Annotated in this window: 22 protein-coding genes and 1 tRNA gene; 12 read left to right on the top strand and 11 right to left on the bottom strand. The window is 57.8% G+C overall.

Going from position 1 to position 26,177, the window contains the following annotated elements:
- Positions 1-204 precede the first annotated feature (204 nt).
- From MME58_RS14895 to pgm, 5 genes are all read left to right on the top strand, one after another.
- On the top strand, positions 205-1,227 hold the full coding sequence (locus tag MME58_RS14895; RefSeq protein ID WP_055004962.1) for a zinc-dependent alcohol dehydrogenase family protein: 1,023 nt from the start codon (positions 205-207) through the stop codon (positions 1,225-1,227).
- 596 nt (positions 1,228-1,823) lie between these two features.
- Positions 1,824-3,326 (top strand): hypothetical protein, encoded by a 1,503-nt coding sequence (locus MME58_RS14890; protein ID WP_054987499.1) that lies wholly within the window; start codon positions 1,824-1,826, stop codon positions 3,324-3,326.
- Positions 3,327-3,416: 90 nt separating this feature from the next.
- Positions 3,417-4,832, top strand: coding sequence for an aminotransferase-like domain-containing protein (locus MME58_RS14885; protein WP_055004963.1), 1,416 nt, complete (start codon positions 3,417-3,419; stop codon positions 4,830-4,832).
- Positions 4,833-4,925: 93 nt separating this feature from the next.
- Entirely contained in the window at positions 4,926-7,253 is a 2,328-nt protein-coding gene (locus MME58_RS14880) for an ATP-dependent DNA helicase (protein ID WP_055004964.1), read from the top strand.
- Positions 7,254-7,367: 114 nt separating this feature from the next.
- Positions 7,368-9,014, top strand: coding sequence for a phosphoglucomutase (alpha-D-glucose-1,6-bisphosphate-dependent) (gene pgm / locus MME58_RS14875; RefSeq protein ID WP_055004965.1), 1,647 nt, complete (start codon positions 7,368-7,370; stop codon positions 9,012-9,014).
- 73 nt (positions 9,015-9,087) lie between these two features.
- On the opposite strand, the gene MME58_RS14870 is transcribed toward pgm, so the two are convergent.
- Positions 9,088-9,363 (bottom strand): peptidylprolyl isomerase, encoded by a 276-nt coding sequence (locus tag MME58_RS14870; protein WP_055004966.1) that lies wholly within the window; start codon positions 9,361-9,363, stop codon positions 9,088-9,090.
- Between the two features lie 145 nt (positions 9,364-9,508).
- Between MME58_RS14870 and MME58_RS14865 the strand changes: the two genes are divergently transcribed.
- The gene (locus MME58_RS14865; RefSeq protein ID WP_054987495.1) at positions 9,509-10,678 is read left to right on the top strand and encodes a PilT/PilU family type 4a pilus ATPase; all 1,170 of its coding nucleotides are present in this window, start codon (positions 9,509-9,511) and stop codon (positions 10,676-10,678) included.
- A 108-nt stretch (positions 10,679-10,786) separates the two neighbouring features.
- Here MME58_RS14865 and MME58_RS14860 read toward each other — a convergent pair whose 3' ends face one another.
- From MME58_RS14860 to MME58_RS14830, 7 genes are all read right to left on the bottom strand, one after another.
- The gene (locus MME58_RS14860; protein WP_055004967.1) at positions 10,787-12,364 is read right to left on the bottom strand and encodes an ABC transporter ATP-binding protein; all 1,578 of its coding nucleotides are present in this window, start codon (positions 12,362-12,364) and stop codon (positions 10,787-10,789) included.
- 1 nt (position 12,365) lies between these two features.
- On the bottom strand, positions 12,366-13,388 hold the full coding sequence (locus tag MME58_RS14855) for an ABC transporter permease (RefSeq protein WP_055004968.1): 1,023 nt from the start codon (positions 13,386-13,388) through the stop codon (positions 12,366-12,368).
- On the bottom strand, positions 13,388-14,452 hold the full coding sequence (locus tag MME58_RS14850; RefSeq protein ID WP_055004969.1) for a microcin C ABC transporter permease YejB: 1,065 nt from the start codon (positions 14,450-14,452) through the stop codon (positions 13,388-13,390). The genes MME58_RS14855 and MME58_RS14850 overlap by 1 nt, the downstream gene beginning before the upstream one ends.
- Positions 14,453-16,321 (bottom strand): extracellular solute-binding protein, encoded by a 1,869-nt coding sequence (locus MME58_RS14845; protein WP_055004970.1) that lies wholly within the window; start codon positions 16,319-16,321, stop codon positions 14,453-14,455.
- Between the two features lie 222 nt (positions 16,322-16,543).
- Positions 16,544-16,825, bottom strand: a complete 282-nt coding sequence (locus tag MME58_RS14840) for a peptidylprolyl isomerase (RefSeq protein WP_002553340.1) — start codon at positions 16,823-16,825, stop codon at positions 16,544-16,546.
- A gap of 80 nt (positions 16,826-16,905) precedes the next feature.
- Complete coding sequence (locus MME58_RS14835) at positions 16,906-17,988, bottom strand: 3-deoxy-7-phosphoheptulonate synthase (RefSeq protein ID WP_055004971.1); 1,083 nt, start codon at positions 17,986-17,988, stop codon at positions 16,906-16,908.
- Between the two features lie 768 nt (positions 17,989-18,756).
- Positions 18,757-18,993, bottom strand: a complete 237-nt coding sequence (locus MME58_RS14830; RefSeq protein WP_055004972.1) for a DNA-binding protein — start codon at positions 18,991-18,993, stop codon at positions 18,757-18,759.
- 129 nt (positions 18,994-19,122) lie between these two features.
- On the opposite strand from MME58_RS14830, the gene MME58_RS14825 reads away from it, so the two are divergent.
- The 5 genes from MME58_RS14825 to MME58_RS14805 all read left to right on the top strand — a co-directional run bounded on the left by MME58_RS14825 (position 19,123) and on the right by MME58_RS14805 (position 22,810).
- On the top strand, positions 19,123-19,428 hold the full coding sequence (locus MME58_RS14825) for a helix-turn-helix domain-containing protein (protein WP_054987487.1): 306 nt from the start codon (positions 19,123-19,125) through the stop codon (positions 19,426-19,428).
- 176 nt (positions 19,429-19,604) lie between these two features.
- Positions 19,605-20,249 (top strand): response regulator transcription factor GacA, encoded by a 645-nt coding sequence (gene gacA / locus MME58_RS14820; RefSeq protein WP_002553344.1) that lies wholly within the window; start codon positions 19,605-19,607, stop codon positions 20,247-20,249.
- Positions 20,250-20,251: 2 nt separating this feature from the next.
- Positions 20,252-22,075, top strand: a complete 1,824-nt coding sequence (gene uvrC, locus MME58_RS14815) for an excinuclease ABC subunit UvrC (RefSeq protein ID WP_054987486.1) — start codon at positions 20,252-20,254, stop codon at positions 22,073-22,075.
- 32 nt (positions 22,076-22,107) lie between these two features.
- A complete protein-coding gene (gene pgsA, locus MME58_RS14810; RefSeq protein WP_054987485.1) occupies positions 22,108-22,668 on the top strand; it encodes a CDP-diacylglycerol--glycerol-3-phosphate 3-phosphatidyltransferase in 561 nt (186 codons plus the stop codon).
- Positions 22,669-22,734: 66 nt separating this feature from the next.
- Positions 22,735-22,810, top strand: a tRNA-Gly gene (locus MME58_RS14805).
- Positions 22,811-23,021: 211 nt separating this feature from the next.
- On the opposite strand, the gene MME58_RS14800 is transcribed toward MME58_RS14805, so the two are convergent.
- Positions 23,022-23,639 carry a LysE family translocator gene (locus MME58_RS14800; RefSeq protein WP_055004973.1) on the bottom strand — a complete coding sequence of 206 codons (618 nt, stop codon included), beginning with the start codon at positions 23,637-23,639 and terminating at the stop codon, positions 23,022-23,024.
- 59 nt (positions 23,640-23,698) lie between these two features.
- Positions 23,699-24,217, bottom strand: coding sequence for a LysR substrate-binding domain-containing protein (locus MME58_RS14795; RefSeq protein WP_233591017.1), 519 nt, complete (start codon positions 24,215-24,217; stop codon positions 23,699-23,701).
- Between the two features lie 322 nt (positions 24,218-24,539).
- Between MME58_RS14795 and MME58_RS14790 the strand changes: the two genes are divergently transcribed.
- Positions 24,540-25,070: a nucleotidyltransferase family protein gene (locus MME58_RS14790; protein WP_233591018.1), complete on the top strand. Its 531-nt coding sequence runs from the start codon at positions 24,540-24,542 to the stop codon at positions 25,068-25,070.
- Between the two features lie 143 nt (positions 25,071-25,213).
- On the opposite strand, the gene MME58_RS14785 is transcribed toward MME58_RS14790, so the two are convergent.
- Positions 25,214-26,143, bottom strand: a complete 930-nt coding sequence (locus tag MME58_RS14785; protein WP_055004975.1) for a sugar ABC transporter substrate-binding protein — start codon at positions 26,141-26,143, stop codon at positions 25,214-25,216.
- Positions 26,144-26,177 lie beyond the last annotated feature (34 nt).

Below are 26,177 nucleotides of genomic sequence, written 5' to 3'. Positions count from 1 at the left end.
TCCACATGGCTTGCAATGTCTCGTCGACATGCGAACAATGGCGGCCATTACGCATATTGGCGTCCAGACGCTGTCTGGCTGCGACATGCAGCTCACAGGACACAATCGATGACAGGCATGTCGACTATCAATAGCCACCGATAGTGTTCCCGGCAATGCCCGGATAAAGTTTGTGGCATCAAGGTTTACCAGGCGAGGTTCTAAATGTCCCGCACGATCCGTTTTCACCAGTTTGGCCCGGCCGAGGTGCTCAAGCTCGAAGAGCATCCTGTCGCGTCGCCTGTCACCGGCGAGGTGCAGGTGCGCGTCCAGGCCATCGGTGTCAGCTGGTACGACGTTCTCTGGCGACAAAATCTCGCGTCTACTCAGGCCCGGCTGCCTGCCGGTCTGGGTTATGAGATGGCTGGCGTGGTCACAGCGCTGGGCGATGGGGTCGATGATCTGCAAGTGGGCGACAAGGTCGCCAGCTTCCCGGCAGCCGATGCCAACCAGCACCCGGTCTACGGCGAAACCATCGTACTGCCGCGGCGTGCACTGACGCGTTATCCGGATGTGCTTTCGCCGGTCGAGGCCAGCGTACATTACACACCGTATCTGGTGGCGTACTTTGCCTATGTGGATCTGGCGCGTATCAAGGCCGGGCAGACCGTACTGGTGACCGATGCCAGCCACTGTTCCGGCCCTTCGTTCGTACAGTTGGGCAAGGCGCTGGGTGTCCGGGTGATTGCCGCAACCAAGACTGAAGACGCACGTGAGTATCTGTTGTCGCTTGGCGCAGACAAGGTCGTGGTGACGGAAGAGCAGGACTTGTTGATGGCAATCAACAAATACACCGAAAATCGTGGCGTCGACGCCGTTTTTGACGGCCTCGGCGGTCCACAAATGTCGATCATGGGCGATGTGCTTGCGCCTCGTGGCAGCCTGGTGCTGTATGGCCTGCAGGGCGGCAATCAGACGCCGTTTCCGGCGTGTGCCGCGTTCCAGAAGAACATTCAGTTCTACGTGCACTGCCTGGGCAATTTCACCGGCAAGCCCGAGCTGGGCATTACCCAGGATGAAGCCGCACTGCAACGCGCCTTGCAGCAGATCAATCAAATGACCGCCGACAAGGTACTGATGCCGTTGCAGACGCGCAGTTTTCCGTTCGAGCAGGTGGTGCAGGCGCACCGTTACATGGATGTCTGCCCGATTGGCGGGCGTGCGGTGCTGGAAGTCGAGGCGCTCTGACTCGTCAATTTTCAACTCAGAGACCTTCAGTAAAAAGCCTTCCGAACGGAAAGCTTTTTACAGGCTGGTTTAAAAACGGCCCCTCATTAAACAGTTCTCAATCACGCAGCGCTCGGGCGTCTACGGAATGGATAATAGTGATACGGACATTAAAAAGATAACCGCTGCAGGGCGCGTGAATCCAGGATCAACTGTTTATTCGAGTTTATAAGTTCTGTCAGCGCGCGTTGTCTGTAGATGGCGTTTCCTACGAGTCTCGACGACAACGTGGCTGGCTGGAAAGAGTGGCAGCCTCTGCAAGGTCTTGAAGCGCCAGCCTCAAGGCGGGCGGCCTGGCGTAGGGACGATTGGCTCGCGCCCTATGAACGTGATCGACTTATTAAACGGTAAGTTTAAATGGGGTGAAAACTGCCGGTAGACTGCACTGTTTTTGAATGAAAACTGTGCCTTGTAATTGGGTTCGATATATTGATAATGCGTCGGTAATTATTACTCAGGGAATGAGTCATGCTCGACTATAAATTGGGTTGTCAGCTTGATGTTCAATGTTCTGCCTGCACCATGTCGTGCCGTGAGCGACAGGCAGGTGACACACAATGAGTTCTATCCACGAACAGGCAATGAACTACGTCTACCAGCAAGTACTGCAACGCTTGCTGGGGTATTTCACTCGTGCGGAGCGCACGGCGTTACAACTCTTGATTCAGCGATTGATTGTTGCGGCAGGCGGGATTGAGCGTATTTCCGGCTTCAAGGTGCTGATCGCCTTTGGCGGTGGCAAAGACAGTGCCTACACGCTGGCCTTTTTGCGCGCCGCTCAGTTGAGTATTGCCTGTCGGTCGCCCGGGACATTCACCCTGCGGGTTGCCAACCGACGCCACGCGGGCATGACGCCTGCGGTAATGGATAACATCAACCGTACTTATTCAGCGTTGTTCCTGTATGACGACCCGCGTGTCGAAATGCTGGTCATCGACAACCAGTACACCCAAGCCTTCGAACCGGATCTGCCTTTTTCCGGCTCAGGACGTGAGCAGAACCGCCTGGACATGCTGCTGGGTGGCCACCTGTCTGCAGGAGACGCCCGCACAACGTTTTGCAATACATGCTATCTCGGGCTGGCGGAGTTTCTGGGGCGCGCTTTGAGCTGGGGTAATGGTGTCGATGCAGTGGTAAGTGGCGATTCACGCAGGGAGCAGCGTCAGTATGCAACGTGGATCATGCGTCTGGCCCAGCGTACCGGACAGTACACGGGCAGTTGGGGCAGCCAGACACTGACCGGCGTGCTCAAGGTCATCGATACGATTGGTCAGGCGTATTACCACGAGCTTTATGGGGAGGGCGAAGACAGCCCGCGCGCAGGCCCATCCATAGCCGTCTCTGAAAGAACCAAAGCACCCGCTTTCATCACCATTGCCGACCTGGTCAGTTGCAAGGCAGACGAGCACTGGAACCTGCTTACCGAATTCCTGGGTTTTCGTTTTGATGACCTGTCGTTTAGCTTCAGTGAGTCCGATTGCGCCAATCCGTTGTTGATGGCACACATGCGTGGCCTGACTGCGCAGTACTTGCAAGAGCGCAACTACGCCGACGGGATAGCCGAATACCTTGAACTGGCAACGTCACTGATGCGCAGAAAGCAAATGCCGCCGCGATTGATCGATCAGACGCTCAGCGCCTATGCCGGTCGAGCACGTATCGAGGCCCGCCGCGAGCTGGCCTCAAGCTTCGCCCAGGAGGGGTTCGGTTTGAACGAGACTCAACTGGTCTGCATGCTGTTTTCGCCATTCGTCAATCATGGCAGTGGGCTGGAATTGTTTCTGCGCCGCTGCCATCCAGGCATGCTGGTGGCGCTGCCGGACCTGCATAAGGCGCTGTCGGGCTCGACGCCTCCGGATCAAGTGATGCAGTGGCTGGTGGACATCAGCGGTTTGAGCCTCAAGTCATTGCAAAACCTCTACGGCAAGCGACGGGTGAACTTCGATGACCCGCATTCGATCATCGCCAGGATTCGCGCTGCCGATCCTGACAAGCGGCGAATCATGACCGTTGATCCGGCGACCGGGCAGGCCGTGGTCGAGATACTCTCCGGACGCTGAGCCGGTTTCGAATGATGGCTGCTGTCGCAAACGGCAGCCGTCATGTCGCGATTTTCTGAAGCTTGTCGTGGCTGAGCGGCGGATACCTGAATGAAAAACAGCATAGATTTCGCCTATCAGGCGGTTTACCGCTATCTGGTGCGGCTGGTCGACCAGCAGCAGGGCGGGCTGGCGCTGAAGATGCCGTCACTGCGACAGCTTGCGCAGCGACTCAATGTATCGATATCCACGGTGCAAAGTGCCTATTCGCTACTGGAGAAGGAGGGGCGCGTCTACTCGCTGCCTAAGTCGGGTTATTACTCGGCACCGAGCAGCGGAGCCAGGGAAGGGCTGGAATGGCCTGGCAGTGACGGCGATCTTTTGCACGCGCTGTACGATCATTCCCGCCGTCCCGGCATGTCGCTGTTCGGCTGCGATGAGCCGACACTTCTGCACGCACAGGAAAGCCCTCTTCCAGCGATGGAGCGCGAGCTGGCTCGGCATTATCCGCGTCTGGGGCCCGGTTTTCAGCCGTTCGGCGAGCCTGAACTTCGCACTGCGTTGGCAGCCCGCTACACCCGTGATACAGAGCACTGTTGGCACGCTGAAAATGTCTATGTCGCTCCGGACCTGCATGGGGCGTTCAAGGCCGTTCTCGAGACGCTGGGGCTGCGCGGCCGCGCGGTACTGGTGGAGTCGCCCTGTCCCTGGGCGTTGCTGCGTCTGCTGCAATCGTTCGACATTCGCGTGATCGAGTTTCCGCTGAGCGAAACCGGCAGTCTGGACCCGGGCCGACTCGATCACCTGTTGCGGGATAACGATATCGCGCTCGCCGTGTTGCCCTCGTCACTGAATTCGGTGCGAGGCAGCGTGCGCCCGCAGGGTAATAACGAAGCTGTCGCCGACGTGCTCAATCGTCATCAGGTCTGGGTACTGGAAAATGACAGCCATTGCGGATTGCAATTTACCTGTGAGCTGGCCCCTCTGCGCCAGTGCATTGACCCACAGCGGCTGGTGATTATCGGCGCATTCGACAAGAGCCTCGGCCCTGAAGCGCCTTATGGCTATTTGCTGTGCAAAACCCTTGATGCGCAGTGGCAGCAGTATTTCTGGTTGCGAGCATTCGAACTGCCGCCAATACGTCAGCGGGCTATTGCCAGGTTGTGCAGCAACGGGCGTCTGGACAGACAACTGATGGCCTTGCGAGAGACGCTGGCAAGACGCATGCACTCAATGGCGCAGCAATTGGATGAGCAGACCGGCGGGACATTGCGTTATCAGATGCCTGAGGGTGGCTGCGGCATCTGGGTCAGAAGCGTTTGTCCCGTGAACATGCGCCAGGTCTTCGACGTACTGCTGGCGCAACGCATTGTCATTACTCCTGGCGATCTGTTCAGCCTGCAGAATCGTTACGGTCAGTATTTGTGGATCAGTTATGCCATCGACTGGAGCCAGGATCCGGCCGAGCGCCTGGGCGCGCTAGGGGAGGCTTTAAGACAGTCCCGTTTACCTCAGACGCTGACCTGAAAGGCCGTCGATCCATTTGTGTTTGCCAGACCTGATTCAAGGCTGTTAACTGGACGCCTGTCCAGTACTCACAACTAACGGCCCTCCAGCGCAGTGACCCCGAACGCTTCTGTAAATCCCGTACCCGACCCAGCCCTTGTCAGCGACTCGCCTGCGCGTTATGTCGTGGCTGTGCGCGCATTGTGCGAGTTCACCGCCAAGGTCGGCGATCTCGACCTGCGCTTCACGCCATCGCCAACGGCTCAGGAAGGAATTGCCGGGCATCGTACGGTAGCCACGCGTCGCGGTGCCGATTATCAGGCCGAGCTGTCGTTGAGTGGGGACTATCGCGAGTTGACCGTAAGGGGCAGGGCGGACGGATACGATGCCGGGCGCAATCAACTGGAAGAAGTGAAGACCTATCGCGGTGAGCTGGATGCAATGCCTGCCAATCACCGTCAATTGCACTGGGCGCAGGTTAAAGTCTACGGCTGGCTGCTTTGCCAGCGTCTGCAACTGGATAACGTGACACTGGCACTGGTGTACTTCAACATTGTCAGCGAACAGGAAACCCTGATTCGCGAGCAGTTCAATGCGGCTGCACTGCAACAGTTCTTCGTGCGGCAATGCGAGATATTTCTCGGTTGGGCGCAGCAGCAACTGGCGCATACGCAGGCGCTGTACAAGGCACTCGGCAGCCTGACTTTCCCTCATGCGTCCTTTCGTACCGGGCAACGGGTGCTGGCCGAGTCGGTCTACAAGGCAGTAAGCACCGGCTTTTGCCTGATGGCTCAGGCACCGACCGGCATCGGCAAGACCGTGGGCACGCTGTTTCCTTTGCTCAAGGCCGCGCCCGGTCAGAAGCTCGACAAGATTTTCTTTCTCACTGCCAAGACACCGGGACGCCGACTGGCGCTGGATGCGCTGGAGGTCATCAATCGCAGTGCGCCCGAGCTCAAGCTGCGGGTACTGGAACTGGTGGCGCGGGACAAGGCTTGCGAGCATCCGGACAAGGCCTGCAACGGCGACTCCTGCCCGCTGGCCCGCGGTTTCTATGATCGTCTGCCTTCGGCGCGCTCGGCTGCGCTGACGTCACCCTGGTTGAATCAGGCCGGTGTGCGCGAAGCAGCTTTGCAGCATCAGGTCTGCCCGTATTATCTCAGTCAGGAACTGGCTCGCTGGGCTGACGTGGTTATTGCCGACTACAACTACTATTTCGACCTGAGCGCGCTGCTGTTCGGCCTCTCTCAGCTCAACCAGTGGCGCGTGGCGGTGCTGGTCGACGAAGCGCACAACATGGTCGAGCGGACGCGCCAGATGTACAGCGCCAGTCTTGATCAGAGCCAGTTGAAAGCCCTGATCCAGACGTCGTCCGAGCCCGTGAAAAAAGCCTTGCAGCGCCTGGATCGGCAGTGGAACGCGCTGCACAAGATGCAGCCCGGTGCCTATCAGGCGTACGCGGCAGCGCCGGAAAAATTCCTCGGCAGCCTGAATCTGTGCGTCTCGACCATCGGCGATCATTTCAATGAGCACCCGCAGGCGGTGGACGTCACGTTGCAGGGGTTCTATCTGGAAGCCATCGGCTTCGCGCGCGTCGCCGAGCTGTTCGATGAGCATTTCATTTTCGACATCACCCGGCGCGAGGCAGGCAGCAAGCGCATTCTGTCGCGCCTCAGCCTGCGCAACGTAGTACCGGCACGCTTTATTCGTCCGCGCCTGACCGCTGCAGGCAGCACTGTGCTGTTTTCCGCCACACTCAACCCTCGGCATTACTACGCGGACCTGCTGGGGCTGCCGGTCAACACTGCGTGGATCGATGTGGAGTCACCGTTTCATCACGATCAGCTCGACGTGCGGATTATCAGCAGCATTTCCACCCGGTTCACTCACCGTCAGGCTTCGCTGGCCCCGATTGTCGAGCTGATGGCCGAACAGTTCGAAGCGCGACCGGGTAACTACCTGGCGTTCTTCAGCAGTTTCGATTACCTGCAACAGGTGGCTGAACTGATGGCGCAGAGACATCCGCACATCACCCTCTGGCAGCAGGCACGGGGAATGGGCGAGAGTGATCGTCACGCGTTTCTCGAGCGCTTTACCCTGAGCAGCCAGGGCATTGGTTTTGCCGTACTGGGAGGCGCCTTCGGTGAGGGCATCGATTTGCCGGGTGCACGTTTGATCGGTGCATTCATTGCCACGCTCGGGCTGCCGCAGCTCAACCCGGTCAACGAGCAGTTCAAGCAACGCATGGCGGCATTGTTCGGTGCCGGCTACGACTACACCTATCTTTATCCGGGTGTGCAAAAGGTGGTGCAGGCAGCGGGAAGGGTGATCCGCAGTCAGAGCGATCGCGGCGTGGTAATGCTGATCGATGATCGTTTTGCCGAGCATAAGGTTAAACAGTTGTTTCCAGCGTGGTGGCGGCCTGAAACGTCTACGGTGTAGGGATCGATACTCAAGCAGCGCTGTCGAACTGCCAGTAAACTGCCGCAGCAATTGCGATTTCACCTCGGCAAGTCTTTCTTTTTTCTCCGTATTTCATTTCTTCGTGGAGGTTGTATGAGTCTCAGTCCTTTCGCCGGCAAGCTGGCACCTGCGCAGTTACTGGTAGATATTCCGAGACTGGTCACGGCTTACTACACGGGACAGCCAGATGCATCGGTGCCCACTCAACGCGTTGCGTTTGGCACTTCCGGACACCGCGGTACTTCGTTTGACCTGGGCTTCAACGAATGGCACGTGCTGGCTATCAGCCAGGCGATCTGCCTGTATCGCAAGGCCAATGGCATTGACGGCCCGCTGTTTCTGGGCGCCGATACCCACGCACTGTCCACGCCGGCCGCCGCCACGGCTCTTGAAGTGCTGGCCGCCAATGGCGTGCAGGTGATGATTTCGCAGGGTGACGAGTACACGCCGACCCCTGCCGTGTCTCACGCCATCATCTGCTATAACCGTGGCCGAACCTCAGGTCTGGCTGACGGCATTGTCATCACGCCTTCGCACAACCCGCCACAAAGCGGCGGCTTCAAATACAACCCGCCCAATGGCGGCCCGGCCGACAGTGAAGTGACCAAGTGGATCGAGAACAAGGCCAACGAACTGCTGGCCGAGAACGTTGCAGGCGTTTCTCGCATCAGCCATGAAAAAGCGCTGCGTGCCGATACCACTCACCGCCATGACTACCTCAACACCTACGTGGCTGACCTGAAGAACGTGATTGACCTGGACGCCATTCGCGACTCGGGCCTGCGTCTGGGCGTAGATCCGCTGGGCGGGGCCGGGGTGAACTACTGGTCAGCGATTGGCGAGCATTACGGGTTGAATCTGGATGTGGTCAACAAGTTTGTCGATTCCACGTTCCGTTTCATGACGGTTGACTGGGACGGTCAGATTCGTATGGACCCTTCGTCCAGCCACGCCATGCAGAGCCTGATCGGCCTCAAAGACCGCTATCAGGTGGCATTCGCCTGCGACCCGGACCATGACCGTCATGGCATCGTGACCCCTACCGGCGGGTTGATGACGCCTAACAGCTACCTTGCGGTGTCCATTGACTATCTGTTCCGCAATCGTCCTGAGTGGCGTGCCGACGCTGCAGTCGGCAAGACCGTGGTCAGCAGCGGCATGATCGACCGTGTGGCTGCACGCCTGGGTCGGCGTCTGTACGAAGTGCCGGTCGGTTTCAAGTATTTTGCAGGGGGCCTGTTCGAGGGTTCACTGGGCTTCGGCGGTGAGGAAAGCGCCGGTGCGTCGTTCCTGCGCCGTGACGGTACGGTCTGGACCACTGACAAGGACGGTCTGATCCCGGCTTTGCTGGCTGCGGAAATGACTGCCCGTACCGGACGTGACCCGAGCGAGATCTACGCCACCATGACGGAAGAGCTTGGCCAGCCGTTCTCGACCCGCGTCGACGCCAAGGCCAACCCGCAACAGAAGGCCCTGCTGAGCAAGCTGTCGCCGGAGCAGGTGACCTCCACCGAATTGGCGGGTGAGCCGATTCAAAAGGTGCTCAGCCATGCACCGGGCAACGAGCAGGCGTTCGGCGGGGTGAAAGTCATGACCGAAAACGGCTGGTTCGCGGCGCGCCCTTCAGGTACCGAGGACATCTACAAGATCTACGCCGAGAGTTTTATCAGCGAAGATCACCTCAAGCGCCTGGTGGCAGAGGCTCAAGTATTGGTGGATGGGGCGATTTCGCCGAAGTAGTCACCGCTTTAGCCACTGCCGGAAAAACCTCGAACCTCAACCGGCTCGGGGTTTTTCAGCTTTTGACGTGTGGTCAGTCGCGATAGAAGACCTGCACGAGGTGATAACCGAATTTGCTTTTGATCGGCCCATGCACCACGCGCAGCGGCTTTTTGAAGATCACCTGATCGATGGCACCGACCATTTGTCCCGGTCGGACTTCGCCCAGATCACCGCCACGTTTGCCGGACGGGCAGCTAGAATGTTTTTTAGCCAGTACGTCAAACGCCTCACCCGTGGCGATGCGCAGCTTGAGCTGTTCGGCCTCTTCGGCGGTTTTCACCAGAATATGGCGGGCTTGGGCTTTCATGTCGCAATATCACCTGCTGCAAAAGGCTGCCATTATGCCTGCACTTGCTGAACGACGCCCGTGCGGGCCGTAAGCCGCCTGTCCTGTTAGCGTGTGCCGTCATGACGGCCGTCGTCTTTTTACTTCATTTTGTACGGTATTGATTATGGATTTTCCGGCGCTGTTGAAGATTCTGGCCAGTCAGGACGGATCGGACCTGTATCTTTCCACCGGAGCGCCACCGTGCGCCAAGTTCAACGGGGTGCTGAAGCCGCTGGGCAGTGAAACCCTCAAGCCCGGCGAGGTGGCGGTGATTGCCCAGGGACTGATGGACGAAGAGCAGAAGCTTGAGTTCCTGCGTGAGCTGGAGATGAACCTTGCCGTTTCGCTGGCAGGCATCGGCCGGTTCCGGATCAATATCTTCATGCAGCGCAACGAAGTATCCATCGTCGCCCGGAATATCAAGCTGGACATTCCGCGTTTCGAGGACTTGTTCCTGCCGCCCGTACTGCTCGACGTGATTATGGAAAAACACGGTCTGGTGCTGTTCGTCGGTGCCACCGGCTCAGGCAAATCGACTTCACTGGCGGCGCTGATCGACTATCGCAACCGCAACGCCAGTGGTCATATCATTACCATCGAGGATCCGGTGGAATTCATCCATCGCCACAAGAAGTCCATCGTCAACCAGCGTGAGGTGGGCGTCGATACGCGAAGCTTCCGCGCTGCACTGAAGAACACGCTGCGTCAGGCTCCGGATGTCATTCTGATCGGCGAGATCCGTGATCGCGAGACCATGGAGCACGCACTGGCGTTTGCCGACACCGGTCATCTGGCGATTTCGACATTGCATGCCAACAACGCCAACCAGGCGCTGGACCGGATCATCAACTTCTTCCCGGAGGAGCGTCGTGCGCAGTTGCTGCATGACCTGGGCAACAACCTCAAGGCGTTCGTCTCTCAGCGGCTGGTCAGAACCCCGGACGGCAAACGCCGTGCGGCGGTGGAAGTGATGATGGGCACGCCGACCATCCGCGACCTGATTCAGCGCAACGAACTGACCGAGCTCAAGGGCATCATGGAGAAGTCCGGCAGCCTTGGTATGCAGACGTTCGACACGGCGTTGTTCAATCTGGCCGTCGAAGGTGCAATCAGTGAAGAGGAGGCTCTGAAAAACGCCGATTCGCAGAATAACGTGCGCCTGCGCCTCAAACTGCACAGCGAGGAGGGAGTGGCCAGCCTGACGACACCGCCGCCGGCACCCACCGGCAGCAGTACGGCGAGCACCGCCGAGTGGGGTTTGGTCGATGACGACGAGCCTGGCCCACAGGCTTGACGCCGGCGCACTCTACGTAAGGCTGGCAGTCGCCCATATCGGACGTCGAGCGTCCGTAACCGCATGCCAGCGCGGAGCGCCAGCATGCTCAGCCTTTTCGGCACCTTGTTATTGAGGGTGTGCAGCTGCCAGCAATTCCTGTGTGTACGGGTGCTGCGGCGCATCGAACACATCGTGGCTGGCACCACGCTCGACAACCTTGCCGTCCTTTACCACGATTACGTCATGGGCCAGGGCTTTGACCACCGCCAGGTCATGGCTGATGAACAGGTACGTCAGGCCATGCTTTTGTTGAAGTTCACGCAGCAGCGCGACGACCTGTTTCTGCACGGTGCGGTCGAGTGCCGATGTCGGCTCATCGAGCAGAATCAATGCGGGTTTCAGTACCAGCGCCCGCGCAATGGCGATGCGCTGGCGTTGACCGCCTGAAAATTCATGGGGATAGCGATGGCGACTCTGCGGGTCGATGCCGACTTCTTCCAGCGCCCGAATGACCTCTTCGTCGCATTGCGCAGGATTGAACTGGCTGTGCACCTCCAACCCTTCACTGATGATCTGCGCCACTGACATGCGTGGGCTGAGGCTGCCGTAAGGGTCCTGAAAGACCACTTGCATTTCTTTACGCCACGGCCGCATCTGTTTCTGGCTCAGGCCGTCCAGAGCCTGTCCGCGAAAACGGATGCTGCCGCTTGACTCCAGCAGACGCAGAATCGCCTGGCCCAGCGTCGATTTGCCGGAACCCGATTCGCCGACGATGCCCAGGGTCTTGCCGCGTTCGATGCTCAGGCTGATGTCATCCACCGCTTTGAGGTATTCCTTGTGCCGCCTCAGGATGCCGCCGGTGAGAGAGAACCAGACTTTCAGGTTGTCGACCTGCAGAACCGTTTCTCGCGTGTCGCGGGGCAACGGCTCGCCGGCCGGTTCGGCGTCCAGCAACAGCCGGCTGTAGGGATGTTGCGGTGATTTGAACAGCAACTTGCAGTCGGATTGCTCGACGATCTCGCCGGCACGCATTACGCAGACGCGCTGCGCCACGCTGTGGACCAGATTCAGATCGTGACTGATCAGCAAAAGCGACATGTTCAGGCGCTGTTGCAGTTCCTTGAGCAGCACGAGAATCTTGCGTTGCACAGTGACGTCCAGCGCCGTGGTCGGCTCATCGGCAATCAGCAGTTCAGGCTCGCAGGCCAGTGCCATGGCAATCATCACCCGCTGGCGCTGGCCTCCGGACAATTCGTGCGGATAGGCTTTCAAGCGCTTTTCCGGATGCTGAATGCCTACCAGCTCCAGCAGCTCGACGATACGCGTTTGTGCTAAACGGCCACTGATGCCGCGGTGCAGCAGCAATGTTTCGCCAATTTGCCGGGCCACGCTGTGCAGCGGATTCAGCGAGGTCATCGGTTCTTGAAAAATCATGGCAATCCGGTTGCCGCGCAGCTCGCGAAGAACGCGTTGGTCGGCACCCACCAGTTGTTGCCCCCGGTAGGTGATGCTGCCAGTGGTCAGGGTGCCATTGCAGGGCAGAAGTTGCAGGATCGAATGGGCCGTGACGGACTTGCCTGAGCCGGATTCGCCCACCAGTGCGAGGCATTCGCCGCGGCGCACATCCAGGCTCAGGTTGCTGACCACTCTCTGGCCGTTGAAGGCAACGCTCAGGTCGCGGATTTCGATAAGATTTTCCGGCATGTCAGGACCTCGGGTCGAAGGCATCACGCAATGCCTCGCCTATGAACACCAGCAGTGTCAGGATCAACGCGAGCGCAAAGAATGCCGTCAGACCCAGCCAGGGCGCTTGCAGGTTCTGCTTGCCCTGAGCGATCAGCTCGCCCAGCGATGCGCTGCCAGCAGGCATGCCGAAGCCCAGAAAGTCCAACGCAGTCAGGGTAGAGATGGCACCGGTGAGGATGAAAGGCAAATAGCTCAATGTCGCATTCATCGCGTTGGGCAGGATATGGCGCATGATGACCTTGCGATCCCCCAAGCCCAGCGCACGGGCAGCCTTGACGTACTCCAGATTACGGCCACGCAGGAACTCGGCGCGCACGACGTCGACCAGCGTAAGCCAGGAAAACAACGCCATAATGCCCAGCAGCCACCAGAAATCGGGCTCGACGAAGCCTGACAGGATGATCAGCAGGTAGAGCACCGGCAAGCCGGACCAGACCTCCAGCAGGCGTTGCCCAAACAAGTCTACCCAACCGCCGTAATAGCCCTGCAGGGCACCAGCGCTGATGCCTATCAACGCACTGATGGCGGTCAGGACCAATGCAAACAGGATCGACACCCGCGCACCGAAAATGACCCGCGCCATGACGTCGCGAGCCTGATCGTCAGTGCCAAGCCAGTTGGTGGCAGAAGGCGGGCTGGGTGCGGGGGTGGTCAATTCATAGTTGGGTGTATCGTCACTGAACGGAATGGGCGGAAACAGCATCCAGCCGCCGCCTTTGGCAATCAGTTTGCGCACGTAATCGCTGCGGTAATCCGGCTGGAAAGGCAGCTCGCCACCAAACTGCTGCTCGGTATAGCGCTTGAACACCGGAAAGTAGAGCGACTGCTGATAGCTGACCAGCAGCGGTTTGTCATTGGCAATCAATTCGCCACCCAGTGTCAGGGCAAACAGTCCGCAGAACAGCCACAGCGACCACCAGCCCCGGCGATTGCTGCGAAAACGCTCCAGACGGCGGCGTGCCAGCGGCGAGAGATTACGCATCAGGCATTCCTCGCGCTGAAGTCGATTCTGGGATCCACCAGCGTATAGCAGATGTCACCAATCAGCTTTATCAGCAGTCCGAATACCGTGAAGATGAACAGCGAACCGAACACCACCGGATAATCCCGTGAAACCGCTGCTTCATAGCTCATGCGGCCCAGACCATCCAGCGAGAAAATCACTTCGATCAGCAGCGAGCCAGCAAAGAACACGCTGATGAACGCCTGCGGAATGCCCGACACGACCAGCAGCATGGCATTGCGAAACACGTGCCCATAAAGCACGCGACGTTCGCTCATACCCTTGGCGCGGGCGGTGGTCACATACTGGCGGGTTATTTCGTTGAGAAAGGAATTTTTGGTCAGCAGGGTCAGTGTGGCAAAACCGCCAATCACCAGCGCCGAGACAGGCAGCACCAGGTGCCAGAAATAATCGGCAATCTTGCCAAGTGCAGTCAGTTGCTCGAAGTTGTCCGAGACCAGCCCTCGCACTGGAAACCAGTTCAGTGATGTGCCACCGCAGAACACGACCACCAGCAGCATGGCGAACAGGAATGCCGGGGTGGCGTAACCGATGATAATCGCAGTGCTGCTCCAGATATCGAACTGGCTGCCATGCCTGACTGCCTTGCGGATACCCAGCGGGATGGACACAAGGTAGGTCAACAGTGTCGCCCATAGCCCCAGGGATATGGATACCGGCATCTTTTGCAGAATGAGGTCGGTGACCGTCGCGCCGCGAAAGAAACTGCTGCCGAAATCCAGGCGTGCATAACTCTTCAGCATCAGCCACAGACGTTCATGCAGCGGTTTGTCGAAACCGTATTGCCGTTCGATCTGCTTGATCAATACCGGGTCCAGTCCTCGGGACGCTCGGGAGTGTCCGGCACCGGCCGATTCGCTGGCACTTGCGCCCACGGTCGCACCGCCGATCCCCTGCAGGCGTGCAATGGCCTGTTCGACAGGCCCGCCCGGTGCGGCCTGCACGATGAAGAAATTGACCAGCAGAATGCACAGCAGGGTCGGAATGATCAGCAGCAGCCGACGCAAGATATAGCCAGCCATTCAGTGCATCTCCGACACGGTGGCTGATGCACCACGTTTTTCAGCAAACTGCTCATTGGTCAACGGTGTCGGGCTGATTTCCCACCACGTTTCGATGGCTTCATTGTTGCTGGCCTGGATTCTCGGGATGCCGAAACGGTTCCACCAGACAGTTGAAGAACCTGGCGGGTAATAATTGGGAATCCAGTAGTAATTCCATTGCAGGACGCGATCCAGGCAGTGTGCATAGTCGGTCATGGTCTGTTTGTTGTCGGCCTTCAGCAAGCCCGCAATGAGAGTGTCGACAGCGGGATCCTGAAGCGCCATGTAATTGCTTGACCCTGGGTCCATTGCCACTTTGGCACCGAAGCTGTTGTACAGCTCAGCTCCGGGCGATGTAGACACCGGGTAGCCAGTGACAATCATGTCGTAATCGCGGGCCATCACGCGGTTGAGGTATTGCGCAGAATCGATGCGGCGAATGTCGAAATGGATGCCGATTTGCGCCAGCGTACGTTTATAGGGCAGCAGCATCCGCTCGAAACCGTTCTGTGCATTGAGAAACGTGAAACTGAACGGTTCGCCCTGAGCATTCACCAGCTCGTCGCCCCGGGGTGTCCAGCCTGCTTCTTTCATAAGCGCCAGAGCCTGCAGTTGTTTATCGCGAATAAAGCCCGTGCCGTCGGTTTTTGGCGTCTTGAACACGCTGTCGAACACCTGATCGGGGACTTTACCTCGCAGCGGCTCAAGGATTTTCAGCTCGGCGGGGGTGGGCAGTTCGCTGGCGGCAAGCTCCGAGTTCGAGAAAAAGCTGTCCTGACGAATGTACATGTTGCGCATCATCTGCCGGTTGGTCCATTCGAAGTCCCAGAGCAGCGACAAAGCCTGGCGTACGCGACGGTCCTGAAACATCGGCCTGCTCAGATTGAATACGAACCCCTGTGAGCTTTGCACCGCACCTTTGGCCAGTTGAGCCTTCTGCAAGCGCCCGTCACTTAGGGCCGGACTGTCATAGCGGATTGAATAGCCGGTCGCCGAAAACTCGCGGTTGTAATCATACGCACCGCCCTTGAGTACTGTGCGAGCGACGTCGATATCGCCGAAATACTCGATGCTGAACGTGTCGAAGTTGTACATGCCTTTGCTGACCGGCAGGTCCTTGGCCCACCAGTCAAGATCGCGTTGAAACGTGATGGTGCGCCCTGGATCGACATGACTGATGGTGTAAGGTCCGCTACCCGGTGGAATTTCAAACCCTGCACCGCTGGCGAAGTCTCGTGATTTCCACCAGTGCTCGGGGAATACCGGCAGCGAAGCAAGATCGAGGGGCAGGGTGCGGCTGTCGTTATGCTTGAAGTCGAAACGAACCTGCACAGGCGATTCGACTTCCAGCCCTTTGACCGCCTCAAACTGGGTCCGGTATTGCATATTGCCCTGAGTCATCAGCAGGTCGTAGGTGTATTTGACGTCGTTGGCAGTAATCGGCGTGCCGTCCGCGAAACGTGCTTTCGGGTTCAGGTAGAAGCGCACGGAAAGGCCGTCCGCACCGCGTTCCATTTTCTCCGCGACCAGTCCGTAGACGGTATAGGGCTCATCCATCGAGCGCACGGCCAGCTGTGCATACAGCATGCCGTTGATCTGTGAAACACCCATGCCTTTGTCGGTAAACGGCATCAGATGATCGAATTGGCCGATTTCAATCGCCGAGCGGCGCATGCTGCCGCCTTTCGGGGCGTCGGGATTTACATAGTCGAAATGTTTGAAATCGGCTGGATAGCGCGGCGCCTCGCCGTAAACGGTCAGCGCGTGTTGCGGGGCTGCAGACAGCGATTGAAACGCACCGACACATGTCAGCATCAAGGCGAGTAATGATGGAAAAACAAAACGCATGACTCGAATCCTGACTGACGTTCGCAAGCGAATGTCAGGGTTGAAGGCGACTGGCCCTGAAGATATGGCGAAAAACCCCGCAAAACTCATGCTCTGCGTCGCGGTATCTTCTACAGACAAATGGCCGCTTCGCCAAGCCACTACAAGCGTTGCCTGTATCGATGGCCACATACAAAAACGGCCCATCCGAAGATGGGCCGTCTGGCACTCAGCGCAGCAGGATCAGTCCTGGCGGCTGGTCACTTCCAGCAGGTGGTAACCGAACTGGGTCTTTACCGGACCCTGAACGGTGTTGACCGGAGCACTGAATACGACGGTATCGAATTCCTTGACCATCTGGCCCGGACCGAACGAGCCCAGGTCGCCGCCCTGGCGGCTGGATGGGCAGCTGGAATTGGCCTTGGCGATTTCAGCGAAATCAGCGCCGCCTTCGATCTGAGCCTTGAGTTCGTTGCATTTTTCTTCGCTCGAAACAAGGATGTGGCGGGCAGTGGCTTTAGCCATGGGGAACAATCTCCTGTGAAAAAAAGAAACAGCCTACCGGATTCAGTGCGGTATTTCCCGACAAAGTTCCTTCGTCCTGTTTATCTGTAGCGCAGGCGGTCAACCGCACGACGCAGGAGCCGTTCGGTGCCCTCCCATCCCAGGCACCCATCGGTGACCGACACACCGTATTGCAGCGTTTCGCCCAGCGGCTGGCAGCCATCGAAAAGGTGGCTCTCGATCATCATGCCAATCAGCGAGGTATTGCCTGACAGGCGCTGGTCGAGCACGTCGTCGAATACCTGTGGTTGACGCAACGGGTTCTTGCCGCTGTTGGCGTGGCTGCAATCGACCATGATTCGCGACTTGACGCTGTTTTTACCCAGGCTGGCCTGCACACTGGCAACGCTCTGGCGATCGTAATTGGGGCCGCAGTGACCGCCGCGCAGCACCAGATGCGTATGCGGATTGCCTTGAGTCTCGATAATTGCCGGATGGCCGTGACGGTCCATGCCGAAGTGGCGATGCGGGTGCGCTGCCGAACGCATTGCGTCGCTGGCCACGGCCACGCCGCCATCAGTGCCGTTCTTGAAGCCGACCGCCATGGGCAACCCGCTGGCCATTTCCCGATGGATCTGAGATTCGGTAGTGCGAGCGCCAATCGCGACCCAGCTGAGCAGGTCGTCGAAATAGCCCGCAGCCATGGGCTGCAGGATTTCGGTGGCGATCGGCAGGCCCATGCCCAGCATGTCGCGCATCAATTGCCGTGACAGGGTCAGGCCCTCGGCCATGTCGTCACTGCCGTCCAGGCGGGGATCGTAAGCCAGACCTTTCCAGCCCACTGTGGTGCGCGGTTTTTCTACATAGGCACGCATCACCAGCAGCATCTGGTCACTGACTTGCGCCGCGAGGCTGGCCAGTCTCTCGGCGTATTCGCGTGCAGAGTGCGGCTCATGAATCGAGCAGGGACCGACAACGACCAGCAGTCTTGAGTCCTCACCGTCAAGGATGGCGCGTATGGCGCGGCGATGGGCCGCAACCTGTTCGGTCAGCGCCACATTCAGTGGCAGACGCATTTTCAGCTCAAGCGTGCCGGGCAGGCGGTTCGAGGCGGGGCTATTGTCCGCCAGAGTAACGGCATGGCTGGACAGGTCGGGCGATTTTATGGCAACGGACGAATTCATGTTCTGGCTTCCTGGGCTGGCGGGACGCTCCCGCGCAGACCTACTGGGGTGTTCGACAAAGGGCCGTATTGGCTGAGCCTGCGTGGTTGCCACCTGGGAGTGACCGAACGGAGGCGGCAGGCTGTCCCGAACGGCGGTGGCTAAATCGCCAGGCGAAGTCGATATCGTTGCGGTAATAAGTGGCGTAGTTCATGGGTAAATCCTCGATTCGATGCAGTCTGATTTTTATGGGTTTCTTTTACGAAACCCTTGAAATACCGGGCCCTGAAAAACAAAACCCCCGGTCGGGAAGCCGACCGGGGGTAGAGAGTTTCTCTGGTTGGCGTCCCCTTGAAGTGGGCGCCGGACAGGTATCAGGCGCGCCAGTGGCTAAACCAATACCCATAATAGGAGTTGAGCTGGACAGGAACACTCACCGAGGCAACCCGCACGGCCATAGCGCCCACACGGCAAGAAAAGCCGTTGGCAGCTCGAAGCAGTGGTGATGTGGATTGCAGCATGGTGGATCTCCGTTGAATGATCCGGAGCTTACTTCAGGAGCCGTCGTGGATTCAATTGGAAAATTCAATCACACGCATTATGAATGACTGCGACCGTCGGGGTGCTGATTCGCAGAGCTAAAAAGAGACTGACAGCGAACCGCTCAACGGCTGATGACAGGTATGGACCGGACAGGCTATCTTGCTTGCAAGCCTGTTTGCATCGGTGGCGAGGGCTGGGCGCGTGTCTGGACCGGATGCGTTATAGCCACCGATGTACCGAGACAAGCTACTCTCCATCCATTATTTCTTCCGGCAGGGCTTCAGTGTTCGGGATAGTCCCGATCTTCATGCCCAGCAATACGGCCACCTTGTGCGCTTCACCGCGCCTGCCTTTCTTGCGTCCTGACAGCACCTGGTAGGTAGTTGCCGGATCAATACTGTTTTCTCTAGCGAACTCCTGAACAGATTTTCCCTGTTGTTCCAGCCAGGCCTTGGCTTGTGCGGCAGTGCGTATTCCGGGCATAGTTCAAAACCGTTCAAATCTATTCAATTCTGCGGGATTCTAACATTCGTTAGGATGGTTTCGACAGGATCATAGGTTCAAATGAGTGGAATCGGTTGCCGACTTAGAAAAGAACGAGAACGTCTGAGCATGTCTCAGCGTACCTTCGGTGAAATAGGGGGGGTCGAGGCTAACGCGCAGGGAAAGTATGAAAATGGCGATCGCGCGCCCAAAGCCGATTACCTGGCTGCGGTGGCGGCCAAAGGCGTCGATGTGCTCTATGTGTTAACCGGTACGCGTACGCCGGTGCCGGTGGACAATCTCAGTGTCCTTGAAGAAAAGATTCTGTGTAACTACCGGGTACTGGGCAAGGATGATCAGGACGCGATCCGGCGATTGACGACGACCATCGCCGAGCTATCAGCGCCGGTCTCGCGTACTGAAAAGCTTCCTTAAGGCAGGCAATGCCAGAAAGATATCGATGCTGATGTGCTGTCACATCCGGATGGGGCGTGCCATCATCGACGCACTTACAGTGATGTTGTCGAGCCTCGGCGCGCAGTGCTAGGTCTGACTCATTGTTTTTGTTATGGTGATTGGCATTCGTTATGACCGTTGCGCGAGGTGTCTGCTTGATTAAGGTGCTAGTTGTCGATGACCATGATCTTGTCCGGACAGGCATCACACGCATGCTGGCCGACATAGACGGTCTGCAGGTTGTCGGGCAGGCCGATTCCGGCGAGGAATCCCTGAAGAAGGCGCGCGAGCTCAAGCCTGATGTTGTCCTCATGGACGTCAAGATGCCCGGCATCGGCGGGCTGGAAGCCACCCGCAAGATGTTGCGCAGCCATCCGGATATCAAGGTAGTCGCTGTCACTGTCTGTGAAGAGGACCCGTTTCCGACGCGCCTGTTGCAGGCGGGTGCAGCCGGTTACATGACCAAGGGCGCAGGGCTGGCCGAGATGGTCCAGGCCATTCGCCTGGTTTTCGCCGGTCAACGTTACATCAGTCCGCAGATTGCCCAGCAGCTTGCGTTGAAGTCGTTTCAACCGCAGGTGAACAATTCGCCGTTCGATCTGCTGTCCGAGCGTGAAATCCAGATTGCCCTGATGATTGTCGGCTGCCAGAAAGTCCAGACCATCTCGGACAAGCTGTGCCTGTCACCGAAAACCGTCAATACCTACCGATACCGTATCTTTGAAAAGCTTTCGATCAGCAGTGATGTTGAACTGGCTTTGCTCGCTGTACGTCACGGCATGGTTGATGCCAGCGCCTGAACATGACCCAGACATTCGATCCAAGTGCATTTCTCGCGACCTGTAGCGGTCGCCCCGGCGTTTACCGTATGTTCGACGCCGACGCCACTCTGCTTTACGTCGGCAAGGCCAAGAACCTCAAGAAGCGTCTTGCCAGTTACTTTCGCAAGACCGGACACGCGCCCAAGACCGGAGCGCTGGTGTCGCGCATCGCGCAGATTGAAACCACCATCACGGGCAACGAAACCGAAGCGCTGTTGCTGGAGCAGACCCTCATCAAGGAGTGGCGGCCTCCGTACAACATTCTCCTGCGTGACGATAAGTCTTACCCCTATGTGTTTCTGTCCGATAACGCCTTTCCGCGGCTGAGCATTCATCGCGGCACCAAGAAGGCCAAGGGCCGATACTTCGGGCCTTACCCGAGTGCGGGCGCGATTCGCGAAAGCCTCAGCCTGCTGCAAAAGACGTTTCAGGTGCGGCAGTGCGAGGACAGTTACTTCAAGAACCGCACACGTCCTTGCCTGCAGTATCAGATCAAACGCTGCAAAGGCCCGTGTGTCGGGCTGGTCGAGCCTGAGGTGTATGCCGAGGACGTACGTCACTCGGTGATGTTTCTCGAAGGGCGCAGCAATGCGCTGAGCGACGAACTGAACGCCTCCATGGAAAAAGCCGCGATGGCGCTCGATTTCGAACGCGCAGCCGAGTTGCGCGATCAGGTCGCCTTGTTGCGTCGCGTCCAGGATCAACAAAGCATGGACGGCGGCACCGGCGATGTCGATGTGGTCGCCGCATTCGTCAACCCTGGCGGTGCCTGCGTGCACCTGATCAGCGTGCGTGGCGGGCGGGTGCTGGGTAGCAAGAACTTCTTCCCGCAGGTGGGCATAGAGGAGGAGGTCGGCGAAGTGATGTCGGCCTTCCTGGCTCAGTATTTCCTCGGCGGCATCGACCGTGAGCTGCCCGGCGAAGTCATCGTCAACGTCATCAACGAAGATTTCCCGGCGCTGGTCGACGCCATTGAAGAGCTGCGCGGCGTCGAGATGGTTATCAGTCATCGTGTGCGCGGCACCCGGGCGCGCTGGCAGCAAATGGCGGTCACCAATGCCGAGCAGGCACTGACCGCGCGGCTAGCCAACCGTCAGCACGTTGCGTCGCGATTCGAAGCGTTGGCCAGAGTGCTGGGTCTTGAAGACCCGCCGATGCGCCTGGAATGCTACGACATCAGCCACTCCAGCGGTGAGGCGACCGTAGCGTCCTGCGTGGTGTTCGGTCCCGAAGGCCCGATCAAGTCCGATTACCGGCGTTTCAATATCGAAGGCGTGACTGCGGGTGATGACTACGCAGCCATGCACCAGGCGTTGACGAGACGCTACAGCCGCATCAAGGCCGGGGAGGGCAAGTTGCCGGATGTGCTGCTGGTGGACGGCGGCAAGGGGCAGATGTCCATGGCCCGTGATGTACTCAATGAGTTACAGGTTCCTGAGCTTATCCTGCTCGGTGTTGCCAAGGGCACTACGCGCAAGGCCGGTTTCGAGACCTTGTACCTGAACGACGCCGCTCATGAGTTCACGCTGCCCGGCGATTCTCCTGCGCTGCACCTCATCCAGCAGATTCGCGACGAGGCTCACCGCTTCGCGATCACCGGTCACCGCGCACGACGTGGCAAGACTCGGCGCACCTCGACGCTTGAGGGCGTTGCGGGAGTCGGACCGACCCGGCGTCGTGACCTGCTCAAGCATTTCGGCGGATTACAGGAATTGTCCCGTGCCAGCATCGATGAAATCGCAAAAGCACCCGGAATCAGTAAAAAGCTCGCAGAGTCGATTTATGCAAACCTGCACAGCGAGTAGAATGCTCGCTCACCTCGTAGCCAGTTGTGCCGATGAATATCCCTAATCTGATCACCGTACTACGCGTTTTACTGATTCCGATCTTCATTTTGCTGTTCTACATGCCTTATCACTGGAGCTACATGGCGGCCAGTGCAGTCTTTGCGTTCGCTGCGGCGACCGACTGGCTCGACGGGTATCTGGCCCGCCGTCTTGAACAAAGCACGCCCTTTGGCGCTTTTCTCGATCCGGTAGCAGACAAGTTGATGGTGGCCGTGGCATTGGTGCTGCTGGTTCAGGCGCATGCCAATCTGTGGCTGACGCTGCCGGCAGCGGTGATCATCGGCCGTGAAATCGTAATCTCTGCGCTGCGCGAATGGATGGCGGAAATCGGCGCGCGTGCCCAGGTCGCCGTTTCCAATATGGGCAAATGGAAGACCGCAGCGCAAATGCTCGCGCTGGTCATTCTCCTCGGCAACCCGCCTGCGATCACCGTCTGGGTCGTTCTCGGCTATGCATTGTTGCTTGTGGCAGCGGGCCTGACCTTGTGGTCGATGGTTCAATACCTGAGAGCCGCATGGCCGCATCTCAAGACGACTGCAGAAAAAAAATAAGTTTTTGAATCAAGGGCTTGACGCCGCTATCTGAACGGCTAGAATAGCGCCCGTCATCAAGACAATGCGGGAATAGCTCAGTTGGTAGAGCACGACCTTGCCAAGGTCGGGGTCGCGAGTTCGAGTCTCGTTTCCCGCTCCAGTATTCAGAAAATAAGCCACTCAGATGAGTGGCTTTTTTTTGCCTGAAATATGTGTATGTACTCATGTTGGCAGGCTATTTTGGCAGATTGATACCTCTCACGAAGAACCGTATCCGACCAGCATTGGCCGTTGGCGGATGACCTGAACGGGCAGAATTCGTGGCAGCAACGGGCTACGTCCAAAGGTGCGGCACATCCCGCCCAAGGGGATCAGTCCCCCATCTGTTCGATCAGCAGCACTAGTGCGATGATGATCATCGCGGCCCCCGAGAAACGGCTGACCCATTGAGCGGCGTCAGGGCGCGCTCCAAGAATGACTTGCGAACCAAGTCCCACCAGCAGGTAAACCAGGCCGCAACTGACAGTGTGCACGAGTCCGAGTGCAATCATCTTTATCGGCACCTGCCAGGGAGCGGTAGCATCGGCGAATTGAGGCAAGAGCGCCAGAAACAGCAGGAACACTTTCGGATTCATCCCGCTCACGCACAGCCCCTTGAGCGCCCAGTTTTTCCATGAGCCTGGTTCCCGGGTCTCATCGGCATTGGCCGTGGCTGGACGGGTGAGCATGTTAGCGCCCAGCCAAAGCAGATAACCCGCCCCAGCCACCGTAAGGGTTGACAAGAATACCGGGTGGTTGGCGACCAGCGTGCCCACTCCACCGGCAACAATCAGCGTTGCGAGTAAATAGCCGGATAACAGTGCGCCGACGGCGGGTAGGAGAACTCGATGTTTCAAGCCCGCTGAGATCGCGTAGGTCCAATCGGCTCCAGGCGTGATGATGAACAGCATCGACACGGCCCAGAATGCAACGAAAACACTAAGTGTCACGGCGCTCCTCGTTCCTTGATCAAATGCGCCCCCACATCGTCGACGACATTCGTTTGCTTTCAGTCGAGTGCCCGAATGGTTTCAATCAGGAGTGAGCGCACCCAGCGGTGCCCTGCATCACTATGCGTTCGTTCATGCCAGACCAGGGTTTTTCTGAAGCCTGGAATTTCAACAGGCGGCTCCAGTGACCGCAGCCCGACTTGGTGTACCGCTAATCGACGCGGGACGACAGCAATCAGGTCGCTGCACATCAGAATCTCAGGGAGTACCAGAAAGCTGGTGACCGACACCGTGACTCGCCGTGATCGCCCAAGTTTTTCCAGTGCCTCGTCCGTAATCCCGTGAAAACCGCCCCCGGCCGGTGAGACCAATACGTGGTCCAAAGCGCAGAATCGATCCATTGAAATCTCGCTATTCATGGCATCTGGATGTTCAGAGCGCATGACGCACACGTAACTTTCATCAAAGAGGGCTATCGCATGCAGTCCTGGGGTGACTGCTTCAGGGGTCACCAATGCGAGATCGATTTCACCCAAGTCCAGCTGATTCTGAAGTTTTTGATGATCGACGGGTTGCACGTAAGCCTGCCGAGGATCTCGCCAAGGCGAAACCCAACCCCATGATCAACGGCCATCAGGACTGGCTGGACGGCCTGGTGAGCGCAGCACGCTTATCCTCTCAGGTATAGGACCTGTGTCTAATGGCTGGTAAGAAATGGAGCACGCTGTTTATACGTGTCCATTTATGTACTGATAGTAACGACTGGACGTAAGCTGGAGTGTAAAACGCTGTTCTTGGCAGAGCTTTACAAGGCTGTGGTGTACTGTCGGTCGCCAGGACTGGATTGATTCCAAAAGGCTGAAAATGACGTTGACTACCGAGAACTTGGCCAGGATAGCAATGGCCAATCCATTAAACGCGGAAATCATCTCACGCTTGCCTTCACTCGGCTTGGATCAATGCCTGCTCACTGTTGGCTGCCTGTTCCAGGCCGTCTGGAATCATCAGTCTCACCTGCCGTCCGCCTGGGGTGTGAAGGATTACGACGTTTTTTACTTCGACAATGATCTGTCTTGGGAAGCCGAGAATGAGGTCATCGGCTCAGTTCAGCGTCTTTTCCAGGACCTCGAGGTGAACATTGAGATCAAAAACCAGGCTCGCGTTCACCTGTGGTATAGCCAGCGTTTTGGCGGGGATTATCCCCAGCTTCAGTCGGTTAAAGACGGGATTGATCGCTACCTGATTGCCGGTACCTGCATTGGTCTGGATGTTGAAACCGGCGAAATTTATGCTCCCAATGGCTTGGACGACATCGGGCAAGGGCTACTTCGTATCAATCCAAAGAATCCCAAGCCAGATCTGTTTGATCAGAAGGCGAAAAGTTATCAAGCGCGCTGGCCCTGGCTCAGGATCGTAGATCCCCAACGTTGAGTCGGAACGCTCGGAGTATGCCGATGGAGGGGATTTATTGGGGATGAGAACCGATTGCTGTCTACCCCCCAAGGGCTGCAAAAGGTCTGACCGGTTGGCGCGAGCTTTCCTTGGTCATTAAAGTCCCGCGCCATGCGCTCGACTCACTGTTTATAGTGCTGCTCGAACACGGCAACTTGTGCGGGTGTAATGAGTTGAAAGGGCACCCAGACTTCAGCGTCCACGGGTTCGCCTTTGATCATTTTTATCGCCGATTGCAGCGCTATGGTTGCCTGGGCCTTTGGATCCTGAAACACCGAGGCGGCGAGCATTCCACGCTTGATTGCCGCCAGTCCGTCCGGCAAACCGTCAATCCCCACAATCGCAACATCCCCCTTTGCCTTGCCAGCCTGCTGCAATGCCATGGCTGCGCCGATAGCCATCTCGTCGTTGTTGGCCACGATGGCATCGAAGGATCTGCCCGCCAGCAACCAGTTACTGGTCAGGTCCATGCCTTTATTGCGCTGCCATTCGGCCGATTGCTGTTCGACGATGCTTATTCCGGGATAGTCCTTGAGCACCTGTTTGACTCCTTCGCTGCGGTCGTGTGTGGAGTTTTGTGCCAGGTCGCCCATGATGAGCGCAATAGTGCCTTTGCCTCCCATCTTTTCTGCCAGATAGCGCATCTGCAGTTGCCCTGCCTCAATGTCGTTGGAGGCTACTGTCGTAACGCCTTTGGGCAACACGCGCTCATCCGGGTGGCGGTTGACGTAGACCAGTGGCATCTTCGCTTCTACTGCTGCGCGGGTCATATTCGCCGTGGCCGCGGTGTCTACCGGCAAGACGATGACTGCATCCACTTTCTGGCTCAGAAAACCCTGGACCTGATTGATCTGGCGGACCACATCGCCTTGAGCGTCCTCGAACTGGAGCTGAACGTTCTCTTTTCTGGCAGCGTCTTCCAGGCCGCTGCGCACATAGGTCATGAAGTTATCGTCGACCCTGGCGATCGTGACGCCAATCCGATAGCTGGCAGTAGCCCATTGGCTGGAGGCCAGTAACAGCGTGGCGATAAGCAGTTTGCAAAGGGGCATGACAGGTTTCCTTTTGTTGTTATGAGTAAACGCT

This window comes from Pseudomonas syringae pv. tagetis (assembly GCF_022557255.1).
Classification (GTDB): Bacteria; Pseudomonadota; Gammaproteobacteria; order Pseudomonadales; family Pseudomonadaceae; genus Aquipseudomonas; species Aquipseudomonas caricapapayae.
The sequence above is the reverse complement of the archived record's forward strand: the minus strand, read 5'-3'. Positions and strand labels throughout refer to the sequence as shown.

Bases quoted from the DNA above. Each gene is read 5' to 3' on its own strand.
- MME58_RS14790 (WP_233591018.1), top strand. From the start codon at position 24,540: ATGGCCAATCCATTAAACGCGGAAATCATCTCACGCTTGCCTTCACTC.
- MME58_RS14865 (WP_054987495.1), top strand. From the start codon at position 9,509: ATGGATTTTCCGGCGCTGTTGAAGATTCTGGCCAGTCAGGACGGATCG.
- MME58_RS14785 (WP_055004975.1), bottom strand. From the start codon at position 26,143: ATGCCCCTTTGCAAACTGCTTATCGCCACGCTGTTACTGGCCTCCAGC.
- MME58_RS14850 (WP_055004969.1), bottom strand. From the start codon at position 14,452: ATGGCTGGCTATATCTTGCGTCGGCTGCTGCTGATCATTCCGACCCTG.
- MME58_RS14845 (WP_055004970.1), bottom strand. From the start codon at position 16,321: ATGCGTTTTGTTTTTCCATCATTACTCGCCTTGATGCTGACATGTGTC.
- MME58_RS14830 (WP_055004972.1), bottom strand. From the start codon at position 18,993: ATGCCCGGAATACGCACTGCCGCACAAGCCAAGGCCTGGCTGGAACAA.
- uvrC (WP_054987486.1), top strand. From the start codon at position 20,252: ATGACCCAGACATTCGATCCAAGTGCATTTCTCGCGACCTGTAGCGGT.
- MME58_RS14870 (WP_055004966.1), bottom strand. From the start codon at position 9,363: ATGAAAGCCCAAGCCCGCCATATTCTGGTGAAAACCGCCGAAGAGGCC.
- MME58_RS14835 (WP_055004971.1), bottom strand. From the start codon at position 17,988: ATGAATTCGTCCGTTGCCATAAAATCGCCCGACCTGTCCAGCCATGCC.
- MME58_RS14855 (WP_055004968.1), bottom strand. From the start codon at position 13,388: ATGCGTAATCTCTCGCCGCTGGCACGCCGCCGTCTGGAGCGTTTTCGC.
- MME58_RS14890 (WP_054987499.1), top strand. From the start codon at position 1,824: ATGAGTTCTATCCACGAACAGGCAATGAACTACGTCTACCAGCAAGTA.
- MME58_RS14825 (WP_054987487.1), top strand. From the start codon at position 19,123: ATGTCTCAGCGTACCTTCGGTGAAATAGGGGGGGTCGAGGCTAACGCG.
- MME58_RS14885 (WP_055004963.1), top strand. From the start codon at position 3,417: ATGAAAAACAGCATAGATTTCGCCTATCAGGCGGTTTACCGCTATCTG.
- MME58_RS14860 (WP_055004967.1), bottom strand. From the start codon at position 12,364: ATGCCGGAAAATCTTATCGAAATCCGCGACCTGAGCGTTGCCTTCAAC.
- MME58_RS14895 (WP_055004962.1), top strand. From the start codon at position 205: ATGTCCCGCACGATCCGTTTTCACCAGTTTGGCCCGGCCGAGGTGCTC.
- pgsA (WP_054987485.1), top strand. From the start codon at position 22,108: ATGAATATCCCTAATCTGATCACCGTACTACGCGTTTTACTGATTCCG.
- pgm (WP_055004965.1), top strand. From the start codon at position 7,368: ATGAGTCTCAGTCCTTTCGCCGGCAAGCTGGCACCTGCGCAGTTACTG.
- MME58_RS14840 (WP_002553340.1), bottom strand. From the start codon at position 16,825: ATGGCTAAAGCCACTGCCCGCCACATCCTTGTTTCGAGCGAAGAAAAA.